Below are 21,119 nucleotides of genomic sequence, written 5' to 3'. Positions count from 1 at the left end.
ACGGCCGTGTCGCACAGCACGGTGCCCCGGGGGACGACCGAGGCGCAGACACCCCCGCAGGACGACGGGACGACCAAAACCCCCGAGGGCCCGGTCCCGTCCGGGAAGGGCGGGCGCGGGTCCCCCGCGAGGAAGGCCGGACGGCTCGCGTTCCGGATCAGATGGCGGCGTGACCGCACGCTGATCCTGATGACCGTGCCCGCCCTGCTGCTGGTCCTGGTCTTCAACTACGTGCCGATCCTCGGCAACGTGGTCGCCTTCCAGGACTACGACCCCTATCTCAGCGAGAACGGCTTCGTCGCCATCTTCGAGAGCCCGTGGACCGGGTTCGAGCAGTTCGAGCGGATCTTCGCCGACTCGGCCTTCTGGCACGCGGTGCGGAACACGTTCGTGCTGTTCTTCCTGCAGCTGGTGCTCTACTTCCCGATCCCGATCCTGCTCGCGCTGCTCATCAACAGCGTGGTGCGGCCCCGGGTGCGGGCGGTCGCCCAGGCGATCATGTACCTCCCGCACTTCTTCTCCTGGGTGCTCGTCGTCACCGTCTTCATGCAGATCTTCGGCGGCGCCGGCATCATCGCGCAGACCCTCCGCCGGCACGGCCACGAGGGTTTCGACCTGATGACGAACCCGGAGATCTTCAAGTACCTGGTGACCGCCGAGACCGTCTGGAAGGACGCCGGCTGGGGCATCATCGTCTTCCTCGCCGCCCTCTCCTCCGTCTCCAACGACCTGTACGAGGCCGCCGCCATGGACGGCGCCGGCCGCTGGCGCCGGATGTGGCACGTCACGCTGCCCGCGCTGCGCCCGGTGATCGCCCTGCTGCTGGTGCTGCGCGTCGGCGACGCCCTCACCGTCGGCTTCGAGCAACTGCTGCTGCAGAGACAGGCGGTGGGCGTCGACGCCTCCGAGGTTCTCGACACCTACGTGTGGTGGAACGGCATCCGCAACCAGGACTTCAGCTACGCCGCCGCGGCGGGCCTCATCAAGGGCGTGGTGGGCCTCGGCCTGGTCCTCACCGCCAACAAGGTGGCCCACCTCATGGGCGAGCAGGGGGTGTACAAGAAATGACCGCAGTCCTCGGCACCCGCCCGGACCGGGAGGAGACCCGGGTGAAGAAGCCCGGCCGCTGGTCCGCGCCGCCCCGCCCGGTGTGGGAGGAGGAGCCGTCCCGCGCCGGTCAGGCGGGCAAGGGCATCGCCCTCGGCCTCGCCTGCCTGGCCATCCTCTTCCCGCTGTGGATCGTGATCGTCACCAGTCTGCAGACCAAGAAGACCATCGACGAGGCGGGCGGCCTGGTGGTGATCCCCAAGGGCATCACCTTCGTCGCCTACCAGGAACTCCTCGGCGGCGGACAGGTGCAGCGCGCCGCCCTGGTCAGCGTCGGCGTCACCGTCGCCGGCACGCTGTTCAGCATGGCCGTGTCGGTGCTGTGCGCCTACGGCCTCTCCCGCAGCGGCTCGCTGGGGCACCGCTGGATCCTGATGACCCTGCTCGCCACGATGTTCTTCGGCGCCGGCCTCATCCCGACCTACCTGCTGGTGCAGGCGCTCGGGCTGACCGACACCTATCTGGCGCTGATCCTGCCGAGCGCGGTGAGCGTCTTCAACATCCTGGTGCTGCGCGCGTTCTTCATGAACATCTCGCAGGAACTCGTCGACAGCGCCCGCATCGACGGGGCGGGGGAGTGGCGCATCCTGTTCCGCATCGTGATGCCGCTGTCCCGCGCGGTCGTCGCGGTGATCTCCCTGTTCTACGCGGTGGGCTACTGGAGCGCCTGGTTCAACGCCTCCATCTACCTCACCGACCAGGACATGATGCCGCTGCAGAACGTCATGATCCAGCTGGTCCAGAAGCAGGAGCGGCCCGTCGGTCTTTCCGCGCAGATCAACACGGGGCAGCTGTCGCCGCTGGCCATCCAGATGGCCGTGATGGTGCTGGCCCTGCTGCCGGTGGCCGTGCTCTCGCCCCTCGTCCAGAAGCACTTCAAGAAGGGGATGCTCACCGGCGCGGTCAAGGGGTGATCCCCTGTGCGGGACGCCCCCGGGCGTCCCGCACCCGCGCGCGCATCCTCCCCGTCCGCCCCTTGCCCGAGGACCTGACATGCCCGTGGCCCCTCCCCGCCGGCGCCCCGCGCCCGCCGTCCGACCCCGGGGGACCGTCTGATGCCCCGCCTGGCCGACGTCACCCGCGGCCGCATCCTCTACGGCGGCGACTGGAACCCCGAGCAGTGGCCCGAGGAGACCTGGGAGGAGGACGTCCGCCTGATGCGCGAGGCGGGCGTCAACTCCGTGACCCTCGGCGTCTTCTCCTGGTCCCGGATCGAACCCCGGCCCGGCGAGCGGCACTTCGGCTGGCTGGACCGGCTGATGGACCTGGCGCACGGGAACGGCATCGGCGTCGTCCTCGCCACCCCCACCGCCTCCCCGCCGCCGTGGATGGGCCGGCTGCACCCGGACACCCTGCCCGCCGACCCCGACGGCCACACCGAACTGTGGGGCGGACGCCAGCACTTCTCCCACTCCAGCGGCACCTACCGGCGCCTCGCCGCCGCGATCACCGAGGACCTGGCCGCCCGCTACGCCGCCCATCCCGCGCTCAGCCTCTGGCACATCAACAACGAGTACTGCACCTACGACCACGGCGACGAGGCCGCCGCCCGCTTCCGCACCTGGCTGCGCCACCGGTACGGCACCCTCGACGCCCTCAACACCGCCTGGGGCACCGCCTTCTGGAGCCAGACCTACGGCGACTGGGAAGAGGTGCTGCCGCCCCGGCGCACCCACTACCTGAAGAACCCCGCGCAGGTCCTGGACTTCCGGCGCTTCACCTCCGACATGCTCCTGGAGTGCTTCACCGCCGAGCGCGACATCGTCCGCCGGCACACCCCGCACCTCCCGGTCACCACCAACTTCATGCCGCTGTGGTCCGGGCAGGACGCCTGGCGCTGGGCCGAGGAGGAGGACGTCGTCTCCGTCGACCTCTACCCCGACCCGGACGACCCCTTCGGCGCGCAGCACGGCGCGCTCGTGCAGGACATGACCCGCTCGCAGGCACGTGGTCCGTGGATGCTCATGGAACAGGCGGCCGGCGCGGTCAACTGGCGCCCGGTGAACCGCCCCAAGCCGCGCGGCCTCAACCGTCTGTGGTCCCTCCAGGCCGTCGCGCGCGGCGCGGACGCCGTCTGCTGCTTCCAGTGGCGGCAGTCCCGGCAGGGCGCCGAGAAGTACCACTCCGGGATGCTCGGCCACGCCGGCCCCGAAGGCCGCGCCCACCAGGAGGTCCGCAGGCTCGGCGCGGACCTGGCGCGGATCGCCCCCCGCGTGAGCGGCGGCGCGGTCACCGCCGAGGTCGCCGTGCTGCACGACTGGCACGCCTGGTGGGCGAGCGACCAGGAGGGCCGCCCGTCCCGGGAGACGGGCCACGCCGAACTCCTCGGGGCCTGGCACCGTGCCCTGTGGCGGGCCCACCTCACCACGGACGTCGCCCACCCCGAGCACGACCTCACCGGATACCGGACGGTCGTCGTCCCGCAGCTGCACCTCCTCACCGACCGCGCCGCCGACAACCTCGTGGCGTACGTGCGCGGCGGCGGCACCCTGGTCTGCGGCTTCGGCACCGGCGTCGTCGACGAGGACGACCGGGTGCGGCCCGGCGGCATGGACGAGCGGCTGCGCGGCCTCTTCGGCATCCGCACCCTGCACGAGTGGTGGCCGCTGGAGCCGGGCACGGCCGTGGAGGCGGAGGGCGGCCTGCGCGGCACCCTGTGGTCGGAGGAGCTGGAGCCCGACGGCACCGCCGACGAGACCCTCGCCTACCGGGGCGGCGAACTGGACGGACTGCCCGCCGTGCTCCGCAAGGGACGCGCCTGGTACGTCTCCACCCTGCCCGAGCCGGACGCGCTGCGGGACCTGCTCACCCGTGTCGCCGCCGGGGCGGGAGTGCGGCCGGTGCTGGACGGGCTCCCGGACACGGTGGAGGCGGTGCGCCGGGGCGGGCTGCTGTTCCTGCTGCACCACGGCCGGGGTGAGGTCGCCGTGGACGTCCCCGGCACCCACCGCGACCTGCTCACCGGAGCCACCGTCACCGGCCGGATCACCCTCGGCCGCTACGGAGCGGCGGTGCTGGAGCCATGAACGGCGGACCCGTGCACGGCACCTGGGAGCCCCGGCCCGCCGCCCGCTGGGAGGACGCCTTCCTGTGCGGCAACGGCCGGCACGGCGCGCTCGTGCTCGGCGACCCGGCCGACGACCGGACCGTCGTCACCCACCACACCCTCGTCCGCCCGGACGACGACGCGGGCGGCCGGCACCGGCTGCCGCCCCTGCTGGCCGACGCGCTCACCGATGTCCAGGACCGGCTGCTGTCCGGCGACCTCACCGCCGCCGAGGACTTCACCGACGGACGCCCGCTCCAGTGGGTGCGGCCCTTCCACCCGGCCTTCCAGGTCCGTCTGCGCCACCACGAGGGCGCCGCCGACCTGACCGGCCACCGCCGCGAGGTGGACTTCGCCACCGGCGAGGCCACCGCCCGCCACGACGGCCGCACCAGCCGTGTGTTCGTCTCCCGCGCCGACGACGTGATCGTCCAGCACGTCACCGGCGGCGACCTCACCCTCCGCCTCACCCTGGACCACCGGCTGCCGAACGCGCCCGGCACCCTGCGCGTCGGACACGGCGCCGTCCTCACCCCCGAGGGCGCCCTGCTCAGCCTGCGCGCCCGCTACCCCGGCAGCGACCTCGCGTACACCGGTGTGACCGTCGCCGCGGTCACCGGCGGACGCACCGACCTCGCCCCGCCCGGCCTGCTGGTCACCGGCGCCCGCTCGATCCTGTTGCTCACCCGGGTGCTGCGGCACACCGGCGAGGCGGACGTGGTCGCCGAGGGCCGCGCCCTGCGCGATCTGCTCACCACGGACGGGCCGGCGTACGACACGCTCCTCGACCGGCATGTCGCCCTGCACCGCACCGCGTACGAACGGGTCACCCTCGACCTGGACGCCGATCCCGCCGAACGGGCGCTGCCCGGCTCGGCGTTGCTCGCCCGGCCCCGGAGCACCGCCCTGCTGGAGCGGCTGTTCGCGGCCGGACGCTACCACCTGCTGTCCGCCAGCGGGGTGTTCCCGCCCCGGCTCACCGGACTGTGGACCGGTGACTGGGACACCGCCTGGTCGGGCGCCTTCACCCTGGACGCCAACCTCAACCTCCAGACCGCGTCCGCCGCCGCGGCCGCCCTCCCGGAGGTCACCGAGGCCCTGGCGGCGCTGGTCCGGCGGCAGTTGCCGCACTGGCGGGACAACGCCCGCGCGGTCTTCGGCACCCGGGGCGTGGTCACGCCCGCGCACACCGACGGCGAATCCGGGCACAGTTACCACTTCAGCCGCGAGTACCCCCTGCACCTGTGGACGGCCGGAGCCGACTGGCTGCTCAAGCCGCTCGTCGACCACGACGAGACCTACGGCACCCGGGACCCGCGCACCGCCGCCGCGCTCGCCGAGGTCGCCGACTTCTACGAGGACTTCCTCACCCGCACCGGCCCCGACGGCCGGCTGGTCGTCGTCCCCTCCTACTCGCCCGAGAACCGTCCGGCGAACGGCAGCTGGGGCGTGCTGAACGCGGCCATGGACCTTTCCGCCGCCCGCCATGCCCTGCACACCGCCGCCGCGTACCACCCGGACCGCGCCGACCGGCTGCGCGCCCTCGCCGACCGGCTGCCCCCGCACCGCGTCAACGCCGACGGGGCGCTCGCCGAATGGGCCTGGCCCGGCCTGGACGACACCTACGACCACCGCCACCTCAGCCACCTCTACGGCGTCTGGCCCCTGGACGAGATCACTCCCTACGACACCCCGGAGCTCGCGGCGGCCGCCCACCGCGCCCTGGAAAGGCGCGGCCCGGAGAACGACTCCGCGCACGGTCATCTGCACCACGCTCTGGTCGCCGCCCGGCTCCGGGACGGCAGACGGGTCGCAGGCGCGCTCGGTCGGGTGCTCGACGGCGACTTCTTCCACGACTCCCTGATGAGCGCCCACTATCCGCACCGGAACGTCTACAACGCCGACGCCGCGCACACCCTGCCCGCCGTGCTGATCGAGGCGCTCGTGCAGTCCACCCCCGACCGGCTGGTGCTGCTGCCCGCCCCCCTTCCGGCGCTCCCGAGCGGCCGGCTGACCGGGATCCGCACCCGCTTCGGCGCCGCACTCGACCTCACCTGGACGCCGGACGGCGGCACCGCCGTGCTCCGGCCCGACCGCACCGCCCGCATCACCCTGTGGACCTCCGCGGGCGCCGAGCCGCTCGACCTGGCCGCCGGCGAGGAACGCGTCGTCCCTCTGCCGGCGGCGACGCGATGACCAGGCACGTCCCCCCACCCATGGAAGGAACACCATGGCACCGAAAACCCTCCGCGGGATCGCCCGGGCGCTGATCGCCCCCGCCCTCGCGCTCGGCGCTACGGTCGGACTGGCCTCCGCGCCCGCGCACGCCGCCGTCTGGAACTCCTGCGACCAGTGGGGCAACACCACCCTGGACGGCTACATCCTCTACAACAACATCTGGGGCTCCGGCGCCGGTTCGCAGTGCGTCTGGGCGAACTCCGGCACCAACTGGGGCGTCTGGGCCGACCACCCGAACACCGGCGGCATCAAGTCCTACCCGAACAGCAAGAAGGTGATCAACAAGCCGGTCTCCTCGCTGAGTTCGCTCACCAGCACCTACCGGGTCACCGTCCCGTCCGCGGGGGCGTACAACACCTCGTACGACATCTGGGACACGGACTACGACTACGAGATCATGCTCTGGGTCAACTACAACGGCGCTGTCGGTCCGCTCGGCACCGCGCAGGGCACGGTGAGTCTCGGCGGCCACACCTGGAACGTGTACAAGGGGAACAACGGCGCCAACGAGGTCTTCTCGTTCCTGCGGACCTCGGACTCGACGTCCGGCACCGTGAACATCCTCCCCGTCCTGAAGTGGATCAAGGACACCAAGGGCTGGATGGGCAACGAGACCATCGGCGACGTGCAGTTCGGCTACGAGATCACCTCGTCCGCCGGCGGCCTCGACTTCCGCACCGACAGCCTGACCGTCTCGGGCGGCTGACGCGCGCACCCTGTGCCGTCCGCACCGGTGCGGACGGCACAGGGCCGGTCAGCGGACCGGCGCGGGACCCGAACTCGCCCGGACCGTCAGCTCGGGCGGCAGCAGCACGACCTCGTCGCCGCCGCGACCGTCGAGCTTGGCGACCAGCTGCTCCACGGCGTGCCGGCCCATCTCCTGCGCGGGCAGGGACACCGACGTCAGCCGCACCGACGCCTGCACGGCGACCTGCTCGGGGCAGACCGCGATCACCGAGACGTCCTCCGGCACGGCGCGCCCCTGCTGCCGCAGCAGGGCGAGGAGCGGTTCGACCGCCGCCTCGTTCTGCACCACGAACCCCGTGGTGTCCGGGCGTTCGTCGAGGATGCGGGCGACCGTGACGGCCGTCGCGTCGTACCCGCCCTCGCAGGGGCGGTGCAGCAGCCGCAGCCCGGTCTCGCGGGCGCGGGAGCGCAGCCCGTCCAGGGTGCGCTCGGCGAAGCCGGTGTGCCGCTCGTAGACCGCGGGGGCCTCTCCGATGACGGCGACGTCGCGGTGGCCCAGCCCGGCCAGGTGCTCCACGCACAGCGCGCCGGTCGCCTTGAAGTCGAGGTCCACGCAGGTCAGCCCGGTGGTGTCGGCGGGCAGTCCGATCAGCACGGCCGGCTGGGCGGACTCCCGCAGCAGCGGCAGGCGCTCGTCGTCCAGCTCGACGTCCATGAGGATCATGCCGTCGGCGAGACCGCTGCCGGCGACCCGGCGGACCGCGTCCGGGCCCTCCTCGCCGGTCAGCAGCAGTACGTCGTACCCGTGGGTGCGGGCGGTGGTGGCGACCGCTATGGCGATCTCCATCATCACCGGCACGTACATGTCGGTCCGCAGCGGCACCATCAGAGCGATGATGTTGGACCTGCTGCTGGCGAGGGCGCGGGCGCCCGCGTTGGGGTGGTAGCCGAGCTCGCGGATGGAGCGCTCGACCCGCTGCCGGGTGGTCGCGGAGATCGACCGCTTGCCGCTGAGGACATAGCTCACCGTGCTCGCCGAGACTCCGGCGTGCTGGGCGACCTCGGCGAGGGTGACCATCCGGTATCTCCAGGGATGTGAAGCGCTTCGACAGTGCGCGAGAACGATAAAAGAGCTTATGAAAGTCGGTTTGACCCTAGCGGCAGCAGGGTCAGGATGTCCAGCCAGTCGAAGCGCTTCGACAGAGAATTCCCCGTCGTCGCCGCCCCGCGGGGATCGGCCGGACGGCGGCACGCAGGGTGGTGGGGTCGCTACGAATCGGGTACATACGATCGAGTAGCACCGGTCCGTACCGCAATGACTCCATCCTATTCGCGGCGAGGTGAGCCTCATGTCCGCAGTACCCGAGACCCCCGCGGCCCCGTCCCGGCCGACCGTCACCGAACGGGAGGCCCGGCAGGTCGCCGAGGCGGCGAGGGAGCAGGACTGGCGCAAGCCCAGCTTCGCCAAGGAACTGTTCCTCGGACGCTTCCAGCTCGACCTCATCCACCCCCACCCGCTGCCCGCCGACGAGGACGTCCGGCGCGGCGAGGAGTTCCTCGCCAGGCTGCGCGACTTCTGCGGGACGAAGGTCGACGGCGCCCTGATCGAGCGCGAGGCGCGCATCCCCGACGAGGTGATCAACGGGCTCAAGGAGCTCGGCGCCCTCGGCATGAAGATCGACACCAAGTACGGCGGCCTCGGCCTCACCCAGGTGTACTACAACAAGGCCCTCGCCCTGGTCGGCTCCGCCAGCCCCGCCATCGGCGCGCTGCTCTCCGCGCACCAGTCGATCGGCGTCCCCCAGCCGCTGAAGATCTTCGGCACGCGCGAGCAGAAGGAGACCTTCCTGCCGCGCTGCGCCCGCACCGACATCTCCGCCTTCCTCCTCACCGAGCCCGACGTCGGCTCCGACCCGGCCCGCCTCGCCACCACCGCCGTGCCGGACGGTGACGACTACGTCCTCGACGGCGTGAAGCTGTGGACCACCAACGGCGTGGTCGCCGACCTGCTCGTCGTCATGGCCCGCGTCCCGAGGTCCGAGGGACACCGGGGCGGCATCACCGCCTTCGTCGTGGAGGCGGACTCCGAGGGCGTCACCGTGGAGAACCGCAACGCCTTCATGGGCCTGCGCGGCCTGGAGAACGGCGTCACCCGCTTCCACCAGGTCCGCGTCCCCGCCTCCCACCGCATCGGCGAGGAGGGCCAGGGTCTGAAGATCGCCCTCACCACGCTCAACACCGGACGGCTCTCCCTGCCCGCGATGTGCGTCGGCGCCGGAAAGTGGTGCCTGAAGATCGCCCGCGAGTGGTCCGCCGAGCGAGAGCAGTGGGGCAAGCCGGTGGCCCTGCACGAGGCCGTCGGCTCGAAGATCGCGTTCATCGCGGCGACCACCTTCGCCCTGGAGGCCGTGGTCGACCTCTCCTCGCAGATGGCCGACGAGGACCGCAACGACATCCGCATCGAAGCCGCCCTCGCCAAGCTCTACGGCTCCGAGATGGCCTGGCTGATGGCCGACGAACTGGTCCAGATCCGCGGCGGCCGCGGCTTCGAGACCGCCGACTCGCTGCGCGCCCGCGGCGAACGCGCCGTTCCCGCCGAGCAGATGCTGCGCGACCTGCGCATCAACCGCATCTTCGAGGGCTCCACCGAGATCATGCACCTGCTGATCGCGCGCGAGGCCGTCGACGCCCACCTGTCCGTCGCCGGCGACCTCATCGACCCCGACAAGACCCTCGGCGACAAGGCGAGGGCGGGAGCGAGCGCGGGCGCCTTCTACGCCAGGTGGCTGCCGAAGCTGGTCGCCGGACCCGGACAGCTCCCGGGCACCTACGGCGAGTTCAAGCACGGCATCGACCTGTCCCCGCACCTGCGCTACGTGGAGCGCGCCTCCCGCAAGCTGGCCCGCTCCACCTTCTACGCCATGTCCCGCTGGCAGGGACGGATGGAGACCAAGCAGGGCTTCCTCGGCCGGATCGTCGACATCGGCGCCGAACTGTTCGCCATGAGCGCCGCCTGCGTCCGCGCGGAGCTGCTGCGCAGCCGCGGCGACCACGGCCGCGAGGCCTACCAGCTCGCCGACGCCTTCTGCCGTCAGGCCCGGCTGCGCGTCGAGGAACTGTTCGGCCGGCTCTGGAGCAACACCGACGACCTCGACCGCAAGGTCGTGAAGAACGTCCTCGGCGGCTCCTACACCTGGCTGGAGGACGGCGTGATCGACCCCTCCGGCGACGGCCCCTGGATCGCCGACGCCACCCCGGGCGAGAGCACCCGGGAGAACGTCCGCCGTCCGATCCGCTGAGCGGCCCGGGGAGGGGCCGGCCACGGCGCGCGTCCCCTCCCTCCGCTCCCCGCGCACCGCGGACACGCCCCCGGGGTACCGGGGCGGGGGCCCGACGGTCGCCCCGACCGGACACAATGGGCCCATGACCGACGCTCCAGCCCCCCTCGCCGACCCGCACCTGGTGTACGACCCCGTCGCGGGAGACGGCCCCAAGGACGTGGTGATCCTCGGCTCCACCGGGTCGATCGGCACCCAGGCCATCGACCTCGTGCTGCGCAACCCCGACCGCTTCCGGGTCACCGCCCTGTCCGCCAACGGCGGCCGGGTCGCCCTCCTCGCCGAGCAGGCGCACCGCCTGCGGGTGCGCACGGTCGCCGTCGCCCGCGAGGACGTCGTGCCGGAGCTGCGCGAGGCGCTGTCCGCGCGGTACGGCGCGGGGGAGCCGCTGCCGGAAATCCTCGCCGGACCCGACGCGGCCACCCAGGCCGCCGCCTCCGACTGCCACACCGTCCTGAACGGCATCACCGGCTCCATCGGGCTCGCCCCGACCCTCGCCGCCCTGGAGGCCGGCCGCACCCTCGCCCTCGCCAACAAGGAGTCGCTCATCGTCGGCGGCCCCCTGGTGAAGGCGCTGGCCAAGCCCGGTCAGATCATCCCGGTGGACTCCGAGCACGCGGCGCTGTTCCAGGCGCTGGCCGCCGGCACCCGCGCCGACGTCCGCAAGCTGGTCGTCACCGCCTCCGGCGGGCCCTTCCGTGGCCGCACCCGGCGGGAACTGGCGGCGGTCACCGTCCAGGACGCCCTCGCCCACCCCACCTGGGCCATGGGCCCGGTCATCACGATCAACTCCGCGACCCTCGTCAACAAGGGCCTGGAGGTCATCGAGGCGCACCTCCTCTACGACATTCCCTTCGACCGCATTGAGGTGGTCGTGCATCCCCAGTCGTATGTCCACTCGATGGTTGAGTTCACGGACGGATCGACACTGGCCCAGGCGACGCCCCCCGACATGCGGGGCCCCATCGCCATCGGCCTCGGCTGGCCCGAACGGGTCCCCGACGCGGCCCCGGTCTTCGACTGGAGCAAGGCGTCCACCTGGGAGTTCTTCCCCCTCGACAACGAGGCCTTCCCCTCGGTGAACCTCGCCCGGCACGTCGGCGAACTCGCGGGGACCGCCCCCGCGGTGTTCAATGCCGCGAACGAGGAGTGCGTCGAGGCCTTCCGCACCGGCGCGCTGCCGTTCCTCGGCATCATCGACACGGTCACCCGGGTGGTCGAGGAACACGGAACGCCCGCCACGGGAACCTCACTGACCGTGCCGGACGTCCTCGAAGCGGAGACCTGGGCCCGCGCGCGGGCCCGCGAACTGACAGCCCGGACGGCGAGCGCGGAGGCGCGTGCATGACGACCCTGATGTTCATCCTCGGCATAGTCGTCTTCGCGGCCGGCCTGCTGTTCTCCATCGCCTGGCACGAACTGGGGCACCTGTCCACGGCCAAGATGTTCGGCATCCGCGTGCCGCAGTACATGGTCGGCTTCGGCCCGACCATCTGGTCGCGGCAGAAGGGCGAGACCGAGTACGGCGTCAAGGCGATCCCGTTCGGCGGTTACATCCGCATGATCGGCATGTTCCCGCCGGGCCCGGACGGGAAGCTGGAGGCCCGCTCCACCTCACCGTGGCGCGGCATGATCGAGGACGCCCGCTCCGCCGCCTTCGAGGAACTGCGGCCCGGCGACGAGAAGCGCCTGTTCTACACGCGCAAGCCGTGGAAGCGGGTCGTCGTCATGTTCGCCGGCCCGTTCATGAACCTGGTCCTCGCGGTCGTACTGTTCCTCATCGTGCTGATGGGCTTCGGCATCCAGCAGCAGACCACCACCGTCAGCTCGGTCTCCCAGTGCGTGATCTCGCAGAGCGAGAAGCGCGACGACTGCCGGACGTCCGACCCGCGGTCGCCGGCCGCCGCGGCCGGCATGAAGGCCAAGGACAAGATCGTCGCCTTCGACGGGGTCCGCACCGACGACTGGGGCAAGCTGTCCGACCTCATCCGCGACAGCGCCGGCAAGAGCGTGCCGATCGTCGTGGAGCGCGACGGCAAGGAGGTGACGCTGCAGGCCACCATCGCCACCAACATGGTCGCGAAGAAGGACGGCGACGGCGCCTACGTCGAAGGCGAGTACGTGAAGGCCGGCTTCCTCGGCTTCAGCGCCGCCACCGGCGTCGTCAAGCAGGACTTCGGCGAGTCCGTGACCTGGATGACCGACCGGGTCGGCGACGCCGTCGACTCCCTGGCCGCCCTGCCGTCGAAGGTCCCCGCCCTGTGGGACGCGGCCTTCGGCGACGGACCGCGCGAACCCGACTCCCCGATGGGCGTCGTCGGCGCCGCCCGCGTCGGAGGGGAGATCGCCACCCTCGACATCCCGGCCTCGCAGCAGCTCGCGATGTTCGTGATGCTCCTCGCGGGCTTCAACCTGTCTCTGTTCCTGTTCAACATGCTCCCCCTGCTGCCGCTGGACGGCGGACACATCGCGGGCGCCCTGTGGGAGTCGCTGCGCCGCAACCTCGCGAGGCTGCTGCGCCGCCCCGACCCGGGCCCCTTCGACGTGGCGAAGCTGATGCCCGTCGCCTACGTCGTGGCGGGGATCTTCGTCTGCTTCACGATCCTCGTCCTGATCGCGGACGTGGTGAACCCGGTGCGCATCTCCTGACCCGCCCGCACCACGACACCCGTCCTCCACGACGGCCCGAACCCCGGCGTTCCAGGCCGTCGCCCTTTGGGTGGGTTTAAGGGAGCGATGTGCTCGAGCCTTGGCCATTGCCGTAATCTCGGAGCCCGGAGCCCGCTGCTCACGGGGAGCCGGACCTTGATCCACGACTTGGGGTTGCACAGCAGATGACTGCGATTTCTCTCGGCATGCCGTCCGTCCCGACCACGCTCGCCGTGCGCCGGAAGAGCCGGCAGATCCAGGTCGGCTCCGTGGCGGTGGGCGGGAACGCCCCGGTGTCGGTGCAGTCGATGACGACCACGCGCACGTCGGACATCGGCGCGACGCTGCAGCAGATCGCGGAGCTGACCGCGTCGGGCTGCCAGATCGTGCGGGTGGCGTGCCCGACGCAGGACGACGCGGACGCGCTGGCGGTGATCGCGAGGAAGTCGCAGATCCCGGTGATCGCGGACATCCACTTCCAGCCGAAGTACGTGTTCGCCGCGATCGAGGCGGGCTGCGCGGCGGTGCGGGTGAACCCGGGCAACATCAAGAAGTTCGACGACCAGGTCAAGGAGATCGCCAGGGCGGCGAAGGACCACGGCACCCCGATCCGTATCGGCGTGAACGCGGGCTCGCTGGACAGGCGGCTGCTGCAGAAGTACGGCAGGGCCACCCCGGAGGCGCTGGTGGAGTCCGCGCTGTGGGAGGCGTCGCTGTTCGAGGAGCACGACTTCCGTGACATCAAGATCTCGGTGAAGCACAACGACCCGGTCGTCATGGTCGAGGCCTACCGCCAGCTCGCCGAGCAGTGCGACTACCCGCTGCACCTGGGTGTGACCGAGGCGGGTCCGGCGTTCCAGGGCACGATCAAGTCGGCCGTCGCGTTCGGGGCGCTGCTGTCGCAGGGCATCGGCGACACCATCCGTGTCTCCCTCTCCGCCCCGCCGGTGGAGGAGATCAAGGTCGGCATCCAGATCCTCGAGTCCCTCAACCTGCGCCAGCGGGGGCTGGAGATCGTGTCCTGCCCGTCGTGCGGGCGGGCGCAGGTGGACGTGTACAAGCTGGCGGAGGAGGTCACCGCGGGTCTGACCGGCATGGAGGTGCCGCTGCGCGTGGCGGTCATGGGCTGTGTGGTGAACGGTCCGGGTGAGGCGCGCGAGGCGGACCTGGGTGTGGCGTCCGGCAACGGCAAGGGGCAGATCTTCGTGAAGGGCGAGGTCATCAAGACCGTGCCGGAGTCGAAGATCGTGGAGACGCTGATCGAGGAGGCGATGAAGATCGCCGAGCAGATGGAGAAGGACGGTGTGGCCTCCGGCGAGCCGCAGGTCGCGGTGGCCGGCTGACCGGGCCCTCCCGGCGCCCGCGGGGTCCGGGGGCAGCGGCCCCCGGCATCCGCGGGTACAGTGCGGAAATCAGGCAGAACCCTTTTGTGTGAGGCCCCGCACGTGTTGACGCAGACCACCTCCCGGGTCCTCGAACCGAGCGACCTGGACGCCGCACTCGCCGTACTCGACCGCGACCCGGTGGCCAACGCCTTCGTGGCCGCGCGCGTCCAGATCGCCGGCCTCGACCCGTGGCGGCTCGGCGGCGAGATGTGGGGCTGGTACGAGGACGGCATCCTCACGTCGATGTGCTACGCGGGCGCCAACCTCGTCCCCATCTGCGCCACCCCCCGCGCGGTCCGCGCCTTCGCGGACCGCGCCCGCCGGGCCGGCCGCCGCTGCTCCTCCATCGTCGGCCCGGCCGAACCCACCGCCACCCTCTGGCAACTGCTCGAACCGCAGTGGGGTCCCGCCCGCGAGGTCCGCGCCCACCAGCCGCTGCTGGTCACCGAGCGCATGCCCGACACGGTGACGCCCGACCCGTACGTCCGCCGCGTCCGCAAGCACGAACTCGACACGATCATGCCGGCGTGCGTGGCCATGTTCACCGAGGAGGTCGGCGTCTCCCCGCTGGCCGGCGACGGCGGACTCCTCTACCAGGCGCGGGTCGCCGAACTGGTCGGCTCCGGCCGCTCCTTCGCCCGCTTCGACGCCGACGGCAAGGTGATGTTCAAGGCGGAGATCGGCGCCGCCACCGACCGCGCCTGCCAGATCCAGGGCGTCTGGGTCGCCCCCGAACACCGCGGGAAGGGCGTCGCCGCCCCCGGCATGGCCGCCGTCCTGCGCTACGCCCTCGCCGACGTCGCCCCCGTGGTGAGCCTCTACGTCAACGATTTCAACACCCCGGCCCGCCGCACGTACGCCACGGTGGGCTTCCGCGAGGTCGGCGCCTTCATGAGCGTGCTGTTCTGACGGGCGCGTCCCTGTAGTCTCCCCGGCATGCTGCGCTTTCCCGGTCACGGCCGCCCCGAGCCCGACGACATCGTGATCGGCCCCCTCGACCTCCCCGGCCACGTCGACGAGGCGCTGGCCGTCCAGGCCGTGGCGTTCGGACTCGGCCCCGACGAGGTGGCCGTACGCCGGCAGATCGTGCTGCGCCACATGACCTTCCCCGGTGCGCGGGCCTTCGGCGCCACCGTCGGGGGACGCCTCGTCGGCTTCGTCTACGGCATGCCCAACGACCGCTCCCACTGGTGGTCCACCGTCGTCGAGCCCTACCTGCGCGCCCGCGGCCACGACGACTGGCTCGACGACTCCTTCGTCATCACCGAGCTGCACGTCCACCCCCGGCACCAGAAGCACGGCATCGGCCGCGCCCTGATCACCACGATCACCGACGGCGCCGAACAGCCCCGGTCGATCCTCTCCGCGCTCGACATCGACAGCCCCGCCCGCCATCTGTACCGCTCGCTGGGCTACCGGGACCTCGCCCGGCAGGTCCGCTTCCCGAGCGCGCCCACCCCGTACGCCGTCATGGGCGCCCCGCTGCCGCTTCCGCGCGCATAACCGATTTCCGCCGTCCCGTCCCGCCCGGCTAACCTCGCCTCATCACCTAGACGCAGCAGGAGTACGAGAACCATGGCGAACGCACCGGTCCAGCGCATGTCCCAGTTGATGGCGAAGACGCTGCGCGACGACCCGGCCGACGCCGAGGTCCTCAGCCACAAGCTGCTGGTCCGCGCGGGCTACGTACGCCGCACCGCCGCCGGCATCTGGACGTGGCTGCCCCTCGGCAAGAAGGTGCTCGCCAACGTCGAACGGATCGTGCGCGAGGAGATGGACGCCATCGGCGCCCAGGAAGTGCTGCTCCCCGCCCTCCTGCCGCGCGAGCCCTACGACGCCACCGGCCGCTGGGACGAGTACGGCGCCGAGCTGTTCCGCCTCCAGGACCGCAAGGGCGGCGACTACCTCCTCGGACCCACCCACGAGGAGATCTTCACGCTGATGGTGAAGGACCAGGCGTCCTCCTACAAGGACCTGCCGGTCATCCTCTACCAGATCCAGTCGAAGTTCCGCGACGAGGCCCGCCCCCGCGCCGGCATCCTGCGCGGCCGCGAGTTCCTGATGAAGGACTCGTACTCCTTCGACCTCGACGACGACGGCCTTGCGCAGTCCTACGCCCTGCACCGCGAGGCGTACCAGCGGATCTTCGAGCGCCTCGGCCTCGACTACCGCATCTGCGCGGCGACCGCCGGCGCCATGGGCGGCTCCAAGTCGGAGGAGTTCCTCGCGCCCGCCGAGGCCGGCGAGGACACCTTCGCCGACTGCCCCAACTGCGACTTCGCCGCCAACACCGAGGCCGTCTCGTACGCACTGAAGCCGGTGGACGCCGCCGGGGTGCCGGCCGCCGAGGACATCCCCACGCCCGACACCCCCACCATCGAGACCCTCGCCGCGCAGCTCGGTGTCCCCGCCTCGGCCACGCTGAAGAACCTGCTGGTCAAGGTGGACGGCGAGATCGTCGCCGTGGGCGTGCCCGGTGACCGCGAGGTCGACATGGGCAAGGTCGAGGCGCACTTCGCCCCGGCCGAGGTCGAGATGGTCACCGAGGCCGACTTCATCGCCCGCCCCGACCTGGTGCGCGGCTACGTCGGCCCGCAGGGCCTGGGCAAGGTGAAGTACATCGCCGACCCGCGCGTCGCGCCCGGCACCGCCTGGATCACGGGCGCCAACAAGGCCGACACCCACGCGAAGAACGTCGTCGCCGGCCGTGACTTCGAGGTCGACGAGTACGTGGACGTCGTGGTCGTCGAGGAGGGCGACCCCTGCCCCAAGTGCGGTACCGGTCTCAAGCTGGACCGCGCCATCGAGATCGGCCACATCTTCCAGCTGGGCCGCAAGTACGCTGATGCCCTCAAGCTCGACGTCCTCGGCCAGAACGGCAAGCCGGTCCGCGTGACCATGGGCTCCTACGGCGTCGGCGTCTCCCGAGCGGTGGCCGCCCTCGCCGAGCAGACCGCCGACGACAAGGGCCTGTGCTGGCCCGCCGAGGTCGCCCCCGCCGACGTCCACGTGGTCGCCGCCGGCAAGGCGCTCCAGACGGAGCTGGCCCTCGAGGTCTCCGAGAAGCTCGCCGCCGCGGGCGTCCGCGTCCTGGTCGACGACCGTGCGGGCGTCTCCCCGGGCGTGAAGTTCACCGACTCCGAGCTGATCGGCGTCCCGCAGATCCTGGTGGCGGGCCGCCGCTCCGCCGACCGCGTCCTGGAACTGAAGGACCGCCGCACGGGCGAACGCGAGGAACTGACCGTCGACGAGGCCATCGCCCGCCTGACCGCGCGCTGACCCTCACGGGTTCCGTCCCGGCCACGGACGCCACCACCGTCCGCGGCCGGGACGACGCACGTCCGGACGGTGTCCCCACGGCGCGGACGCACTTCGTCCGGCAGCGGCCGGCGGCGTGCGTTCGTACCAGCCGGGCCGGGACGTTCCGCGGCGGGCGGCGCTGTCGACCGCGCGGGGTGCCGTCCGCAGGGTCGGGCGCCGTTGCCGTTCGCGGGCCGGGTGGCCGGGTCAGGCCGCGCCGACGCCGGGTGCGACCGGAGCGTCCCGGTGCAGACGGCTGTCGACCGCGCGGGGTGCCGTCCCCAGCACCCGGCGCCGTCCGCTGCTGCGGGCAGGGGTGGCCTGGGGCAGGGCGTGCATGGGGGCGCCGTCCCCGGACCCGGGCGTTCCGTAGCGACGGCCGGGGCGGCGTCCGCAGGCAGTGAGGGCTGGGCGCGCAGTTCCCCGCGCCCCTGACGCGGCGTTACCACCCGCTGCGGGCAGTCGTGCCGCGTGGGGCGGCACGGGTGGGCGCAGCGGCACCCTCGTGGCGCGGCAGTTTCGTCATGGTGCTCAGCCCGGTCGGCCGCGGGCAGTGGAGCGCTGAGCGCGCAGTTGCCCACGCCCCTGGAGGGGCGCGGCCGCCTCGCGTCTACAGCCAGCTCGCGAACTCCAGCAGAAGTTCCGCGTCCCGCTCGCGCCCCACTCGACGCGCGCGGACGCCCGATTCGACCGCTCGGAACAGCGTCCAGCCGCGCAGCCGCTCGCGGTCGACCTCCAGCGACTCCGCGAGGCGCCGCACGCGGCGGCGGGTCGTCGTCGCGCCCGAGGGCTGGGCGATCAGGTCCTCCACACGGTCGCGGACCAGCCGCGCCAGATCGAAGGCGTGCTCGCCGACCACCGGGTCGGGACCCACCGCCAGCCACGGCATCCGGTCCCCGGAGAGCACCTTGCTCTGCCGGAACGTGCCGTGGAGCAGACGGTGTTCGGGCGGCGAGTCCAGCAGTTCCTCGCGGGCCGCCAGCGCCGCGTCCACCAGCGGGGCCAGCTCGGGAGCCGCGCCCGCCCCGGCGCGCATCGCCTTGGCCTGCCGCCCGGTGCGCTCGGCCACGGTCTCGAAGACGTGGCCCTCGGGCGGGTCCACCCACAGCCTGCGCAGGGTGCCCGCCGCCTCCAGCAGCGCCTTCGCCTCCGGGAGCGTCCGCACGGAGACGTCCGGGTGCAGCCGTTCGAGCAGCAGCACCCCCTCGGTGCCCTCGGACACCGGCTCCAGCAACTGCACCGCCCCCCGGCCGCCCCAGTGGGCCAGCGCCACGCGCTCGCTCTCCGGACGCGCACGGGGCGGAGCCAGCTTCAGCACGGCGGGCGTGCCGCCGGCCGTGCGGACGAGCACCACCAGGCTGCTGCGTCCGCCCGGCAGCTGCACCCGCTCCACCGTCAACTCGCGCCGGTCCACGGCCTCACGCGCCAGCTCGGGCAGCCTCTCCAGCCAGTCGTCACCCTCGGGCGCCGTCTCACCGAGCGCCCTCACCAGACGCCGCGGCGGTTCGAATGCCATGCGCGAGTCGTTCCTTCCTGCTGTCACACGGTGCCGGAGCCCCCCGTCATGTCACGGCGCCGGCGCCGGGCCGCCCGCAGCCGTTCCGCTCCGCTCGGCGAGCCCAGGGAAGGCTACGCTCTCCCCGCTCCAGCGCACCGACCGCACCGCCGCCTCACGCATCGCCTCGGCCGCCGACCTGCGCCGTTCGCCGCCGCTCGACCGCACCAGGTCGGCGTAGACACCCGCCACACGCATCTCCAGCTCCGCCGCCAGCCGCACCGCCGCGGCCGCGTCCGGCACCGGGAACGGCAGCACGTACCCGGCCGCCGCGGCCACCGGCGTACCCCCTACGTCCTTCACGTCCCGCATCAGCGCGTCCCTGCGCGCCCGATGGGCGTCGTACGCCGTGCGCGCCTCCGTGCGCCGCTGCTCACCGATCCGTCCGCCGACGACGCCGTAGCCGTACACCGCCGCGTGCTCAGCGGCGAGCGCCGCCTGCAGCGCCCGCAGCTCCTCGTCCTGCGCGTCACTCACCGTCGGGCCTCCGTCAGCAGATACACGTGCGCGGCGCCGGACGCGGACACCGACGCCAGCAGCCGGGCCAGCTCGGCCGGCGCGGTCAGCAGTTCCTCGGCCCGCCGGTCGGCGATCTCCCGCTCGGCGGCGGCCAGTTGGGCGAGCGCGTCCTTCTGGTTCGCGGGCACCGCGGACGAGGCGGAGGCCGACGGGACCGACGAGGGCGCGGCCGCCGCGGTCGCCCCGGCCGAAGGAGCCGAAGAAGCCGAAGAGGCGGACGAGGCGGAGACCGACGGTGTCGGCGACGCCGAGCCGTCCGCGCCCGCCTCGAACGCCTCCGCGTGCCGCACCACGTCCGCCCGCAGCGGACGCAGACGGTCCGCCAGCTTCGGATGCGCGGCGGCGACCGCGTCGTACCGCTCGGCCAGCGCCCGGCTGTCCCGGGCCGCGCGCGCCCGGGTCCGCTCGGCGGCCGAGGGCCGAGCGGCCGTGGGGCCGCCCGGGTCGTCGGACCCGGCGGAACAGCCCGCCACCAGCAGGGCCGCCGGGGCGGCGGCGAGCAGACTCCTTCTGCGCGGCCCCGAACGGGCGCGCGGAGACAGGGGGAACGACACGGCAGACGTCCTCGGGGGGCTCGTGACGAACGGGGCTGGAACAGGGATTCGGGCGGGGCCCGCGATCACGGTACCCGCAGGTCCGCCCGGCGCCCCTCAGCGGCACCCTCGCCGACCGGGTGGACGGCAAGGGTGGACGGCAACACCCCTTGCGACCGGATACCCTTTGTGCAGACACGCGCACCGTCCCACAACAGCACACGCGGCCGAGGAGTCACCCGGATGAGCACCACCCAGAGCGAGAGGCTTCGAGAACTTCTGGAGCCGCTCGTCAGCTCCCAGGGCCTGGATCTCGAGGAGATCGCCGTGGACACGGTCGGCCGCAAGCGTGTGCTGCGCGTCGTCGTCGACTCCGACACCGGGGCCGACCTCGACCGGATCGCCGATGTGAGCCGCGCGCTCTCGGCGAAGCTCGACGAGACCGACGCGATGGGGGACGCGGAGTACACCCTCGAGGTCGGCACCCCCGGCGCGGAGCGCCCGCTGACCGAGCAGCGTCACTACGTGCGCGCCACCGGCCGCCTGGCGCGGTTCCAGCTCGCCGAGGGCGGCGAGCTGGTCGCCCGCATCCTCGCGGCCGACGACGAGGGCGTCGACCTCGAGGTGCCCGGCGTCAAGGGCCGCAAGGCCACCGCGCGACGACTCGCCTTCGACGACATCGCCAGGGCGCGCGTCCAGGTCGAGTTCAACCGCAAGGACGACGCGTCCGACAAGAACAACAAGAAGGAAGAGGAGGCGTAG

At 72.4% G+C, this 21,119-nt stretch carries 18 protein-coding genes; 13 read left to right on the top strand and 5 right to left on the bottom strand.

Translation table 11 applies throughout. The annotated features are described in order from the left end of the window. Positions 1-6 precede the first annotated feature (6 nt). From ELQ39_RS08030 to ELQ39_RS08010, 5 genes are all read left to right on the top strand, one after another. Complete coding sequence (locus ELQ39_RS08030; RefSeq protein WP_225627613.1) at positions 7-1,068, top strand: ABC transporter permease; 1,062 nt, start codon at positions 7-9, stop codon at positions 1,066-1,068. Then, a complete protein-coding gene (locus tag ELQ39_RS08025) occupies positions 1,065-2,021 on the top strand; it encodes a carbohydrate ABC transporter permease (protein WP_242591502.1) in 957 nt (318 codons plus the stop codon). The genes ELQ39_RS08030 and ELQ39_RS08025 overlap by 4 nt, the downstream gene beginning before the upstream one ends. Positions 2,022-2,162: 141 nt before the next feature. Next, entirely contained in the window at positions 2,163-4,133 is a 1,971-nt protein-coding gene (locus ELQ39_RS08020) for a beta-galactosidase (protein WP_242591501.1), read from the top strand. Further along, positions 4,130-6,349, top strand: coding sequence for a glycosyl hydrolase family 95 catalytic domain-containing protein (locus ELQ39_RS08015; protein ID WP_242591500.1), 2,220 nt, complete (start codon positions 4,130-4,132; stop codon positions 6,347-6,349). Before ELQ39_RS08020 ends, ELQ39_RS08015 begins: the two co-directional genes overlap by 4 nt. Positions 6,350-6,383: 34 nt before the next feature. After that, positions 6,384-7,097 (top strand): glycoside hydrolase family 12 protein, encoded by a 714-nt coding sequence (locus ELQ39_RS08010; protein ID WP_242591499.1) that lies wholly within the window; start codon positions 6,384-6,386, stop codon positions 7,095-7,097. A gap of 48 nt (positions 7,098-7,145) precedes the next feature. On the opposite strand, the gene ELQ39_RS08005 is transcribed toward ELQ39_RS08010, so the two are convergent. Next, positions 7,146-8,156, bottom strand: coding sequence for a LacI family DNA-binding transcriptional regulator (locus ELQ39_RS08005; protein ID WP_225627608.1), 1,011 nt, complete (start codon positions 8,154-8,156; stop codon positions 7,146-7,148). 271 nt (positions 8,157-8,427) lie between these two features. On the opposite strand from ELQ39_RS08005, the gene ELQ39_RS08000 reads away from it, so the two are divergent. From ELQ39_RS08000 to ELQ39_RS07970, 7 genes are all read left to right on the top strand, one after another. Then, the gene (locus tag ELQ39_RS08000) at positions 8,428-10,377 is read left to right on the top strand and encodes an acyl-CoA dehydrogenase family protein (RefSeq protein ID WP_242591498.1); all 1,950 of its coding nucleotides are present in this window, start codon (positions 8,428-8,430) and stop codon (positions 10,375-10,377) included. Between the two features lie 124 nt (positions 10,378-10,501). Continuing rightward, positions 10,502-11,764, top strand: coding sequence for a 1-deoxy-D-xylulose-5-phosphate reductoisomerase (gene dxr, locus ELQ39_RS07995; RefSeq protein ID WP_190005409.1), 1,263 nt, complete (start codon positions 10,502-10,504; stop codon positions 11,762-11,764). 8 nt (positions 11,765-11,772) lie between these two features. Further along, the gene (locus ELQ39_RS07990) at positions 11,773-13,065 is read left to right on the top strand and encodes a M50 family metallopeptidase (RefSeq protein ID WP_242595566.1); all 1,293 of its coding nucleotides are present in this window, start codon (positions 11,773-11,775) and stop codon (positions 13,063-13,065) included. Between the two features lie 185 nt (positions 13,066-13,250). Continuing rightward, positions 13,251-14,408 (top strand): flavodoxin-dependent (E)-4-hydroxy-3-methylbut-2-enyl-diphosphate synthase, encoded by a 1,158-nt coding sequence (gene ispG, locus ELQ39_RS07985; RefSeq protein ID WP_228918371.1) that lies wholly within the window; start codon positions 13,251-13,253, stop codon positions 14,406-14,408. A 102-nt stretch (positions 14,409-14,510) separates the two neighbouring features. Beyond that, on the top strand, positions 14,511-15,359 hold the full coding sequence (locus ELQ39_RS07980; protein WP_242591497.1) for a GNAT family N-acetyltransferase: 849 nt from the start codon (positions 14,511-14,513) through the stop codon (positions 15,357-15,359). Positions 15,360-15,386: 27 nt separating this feature from the next. Then, positions 15,387-15,953 (top strand): GNAT family N-acetyltransferase, encoded by a 567-nt coding sequence (locus tag ELQ39_RS07975; protein ID WP_242591496.1) that lies wholly within the window; start codon positions 15,387-15,389, stop codon positions 15,951-15,953. A gap of 72 nt (positions 15,954-16,025) precedes the next feature. Beyond that, positions 16,026-17,729: a proline--tRNA ligase gene (locus ELQ39_RS07970; RefSeq protein ID WP_190005854.1), complete on the top strand. Its 1,704-nt coding sequence runs from the start codon at positions 16,026-16,028 to the stop codon at positions 17,727-17,729. A gap of 228 nt (positions 17,730-17,957) precedes the next feature. Here the strand turns inward: ELQ39_RS07970 and ELQ39_RS32395 are convergent, their stop codons facing one another. The 4 genes from ELQ39_RS32395 to ELQ39_RS07955 form a co-directional block, all read right to left on the bottom strand. Beyond that, positions 17,958-18,089, bottom strand: coding sequence for a hypothetical protein (locus ELQ39_RS32395; RefSeq protein WP_277994651.1), 132 nt, complete (start codon positions 18,087-18,089; stop codon positions 17,958-17,960). 271 nt (positions 18,090-18,360) lie between these two features. Beyond that, on the bottom strand, positions 18,361-19,266 hold the full coding sequence (locus ELQ39_RS07965; protein ID WP_242591495.1) for an aminoglycoside phosphotransferase family protein: 906 nt from the start codon (positions 19,264-19,266) through the stop codon (positions 18,361-18,363). 51 nt (positions 19,267-19,317) lie between these two features. Beyond that, a complete protein-coding gene (locus ELQ39_RS07960; protein ID WP_242591494.1) occupies positions 19,318-19,782 on the bottom strand; it encodes a ferritin-like domain-containing protein in 465 nt (154 codons plus the stop codon). Then, positions 19,779-20,378, bottom strand: coding sequence for a hypothetical protein (locus tag ELQ39_RS07955; protein ID WP_242591493.1), 600 nt, complete (start codon positions 20,376-20,378; stop codon positions 19,779-19,781). The genes ELQ39_RS07960 and ELQ39_RS07955 overlap by 4 nt, the downstream gene beginning before the upstream one ends. Positions 20,379-20,600: 222 nt before the next feature. Here ELQ39_RS07955 and rimP point away from each other — a divergent pair, with 222 nt between their 5' ends. Beyond that, a complete protein-coding gene (gene rimP, locus ELQ39_RS07950; RefSeq protein ID WP_190005862.1) occupies positions 20,601-21,119 on the top strand; it encodes a ribosome maturation factor RimP in 519 nt (172 codons plus the stop codon).

The organism is Streptomyces sp. GB4-14 (assembly GCF_022696125.1).
GTDB classification, from domain to species: domain Bacteria; phylum Actinomycetota; class Actinomycetes; order Streptomycetales; family Streptomycetaceae; genus Streptomyces; species Streptomyces werraensis.
This window is presented reverse-complemented; position numbering and strand designations above follow the sequence as displayed.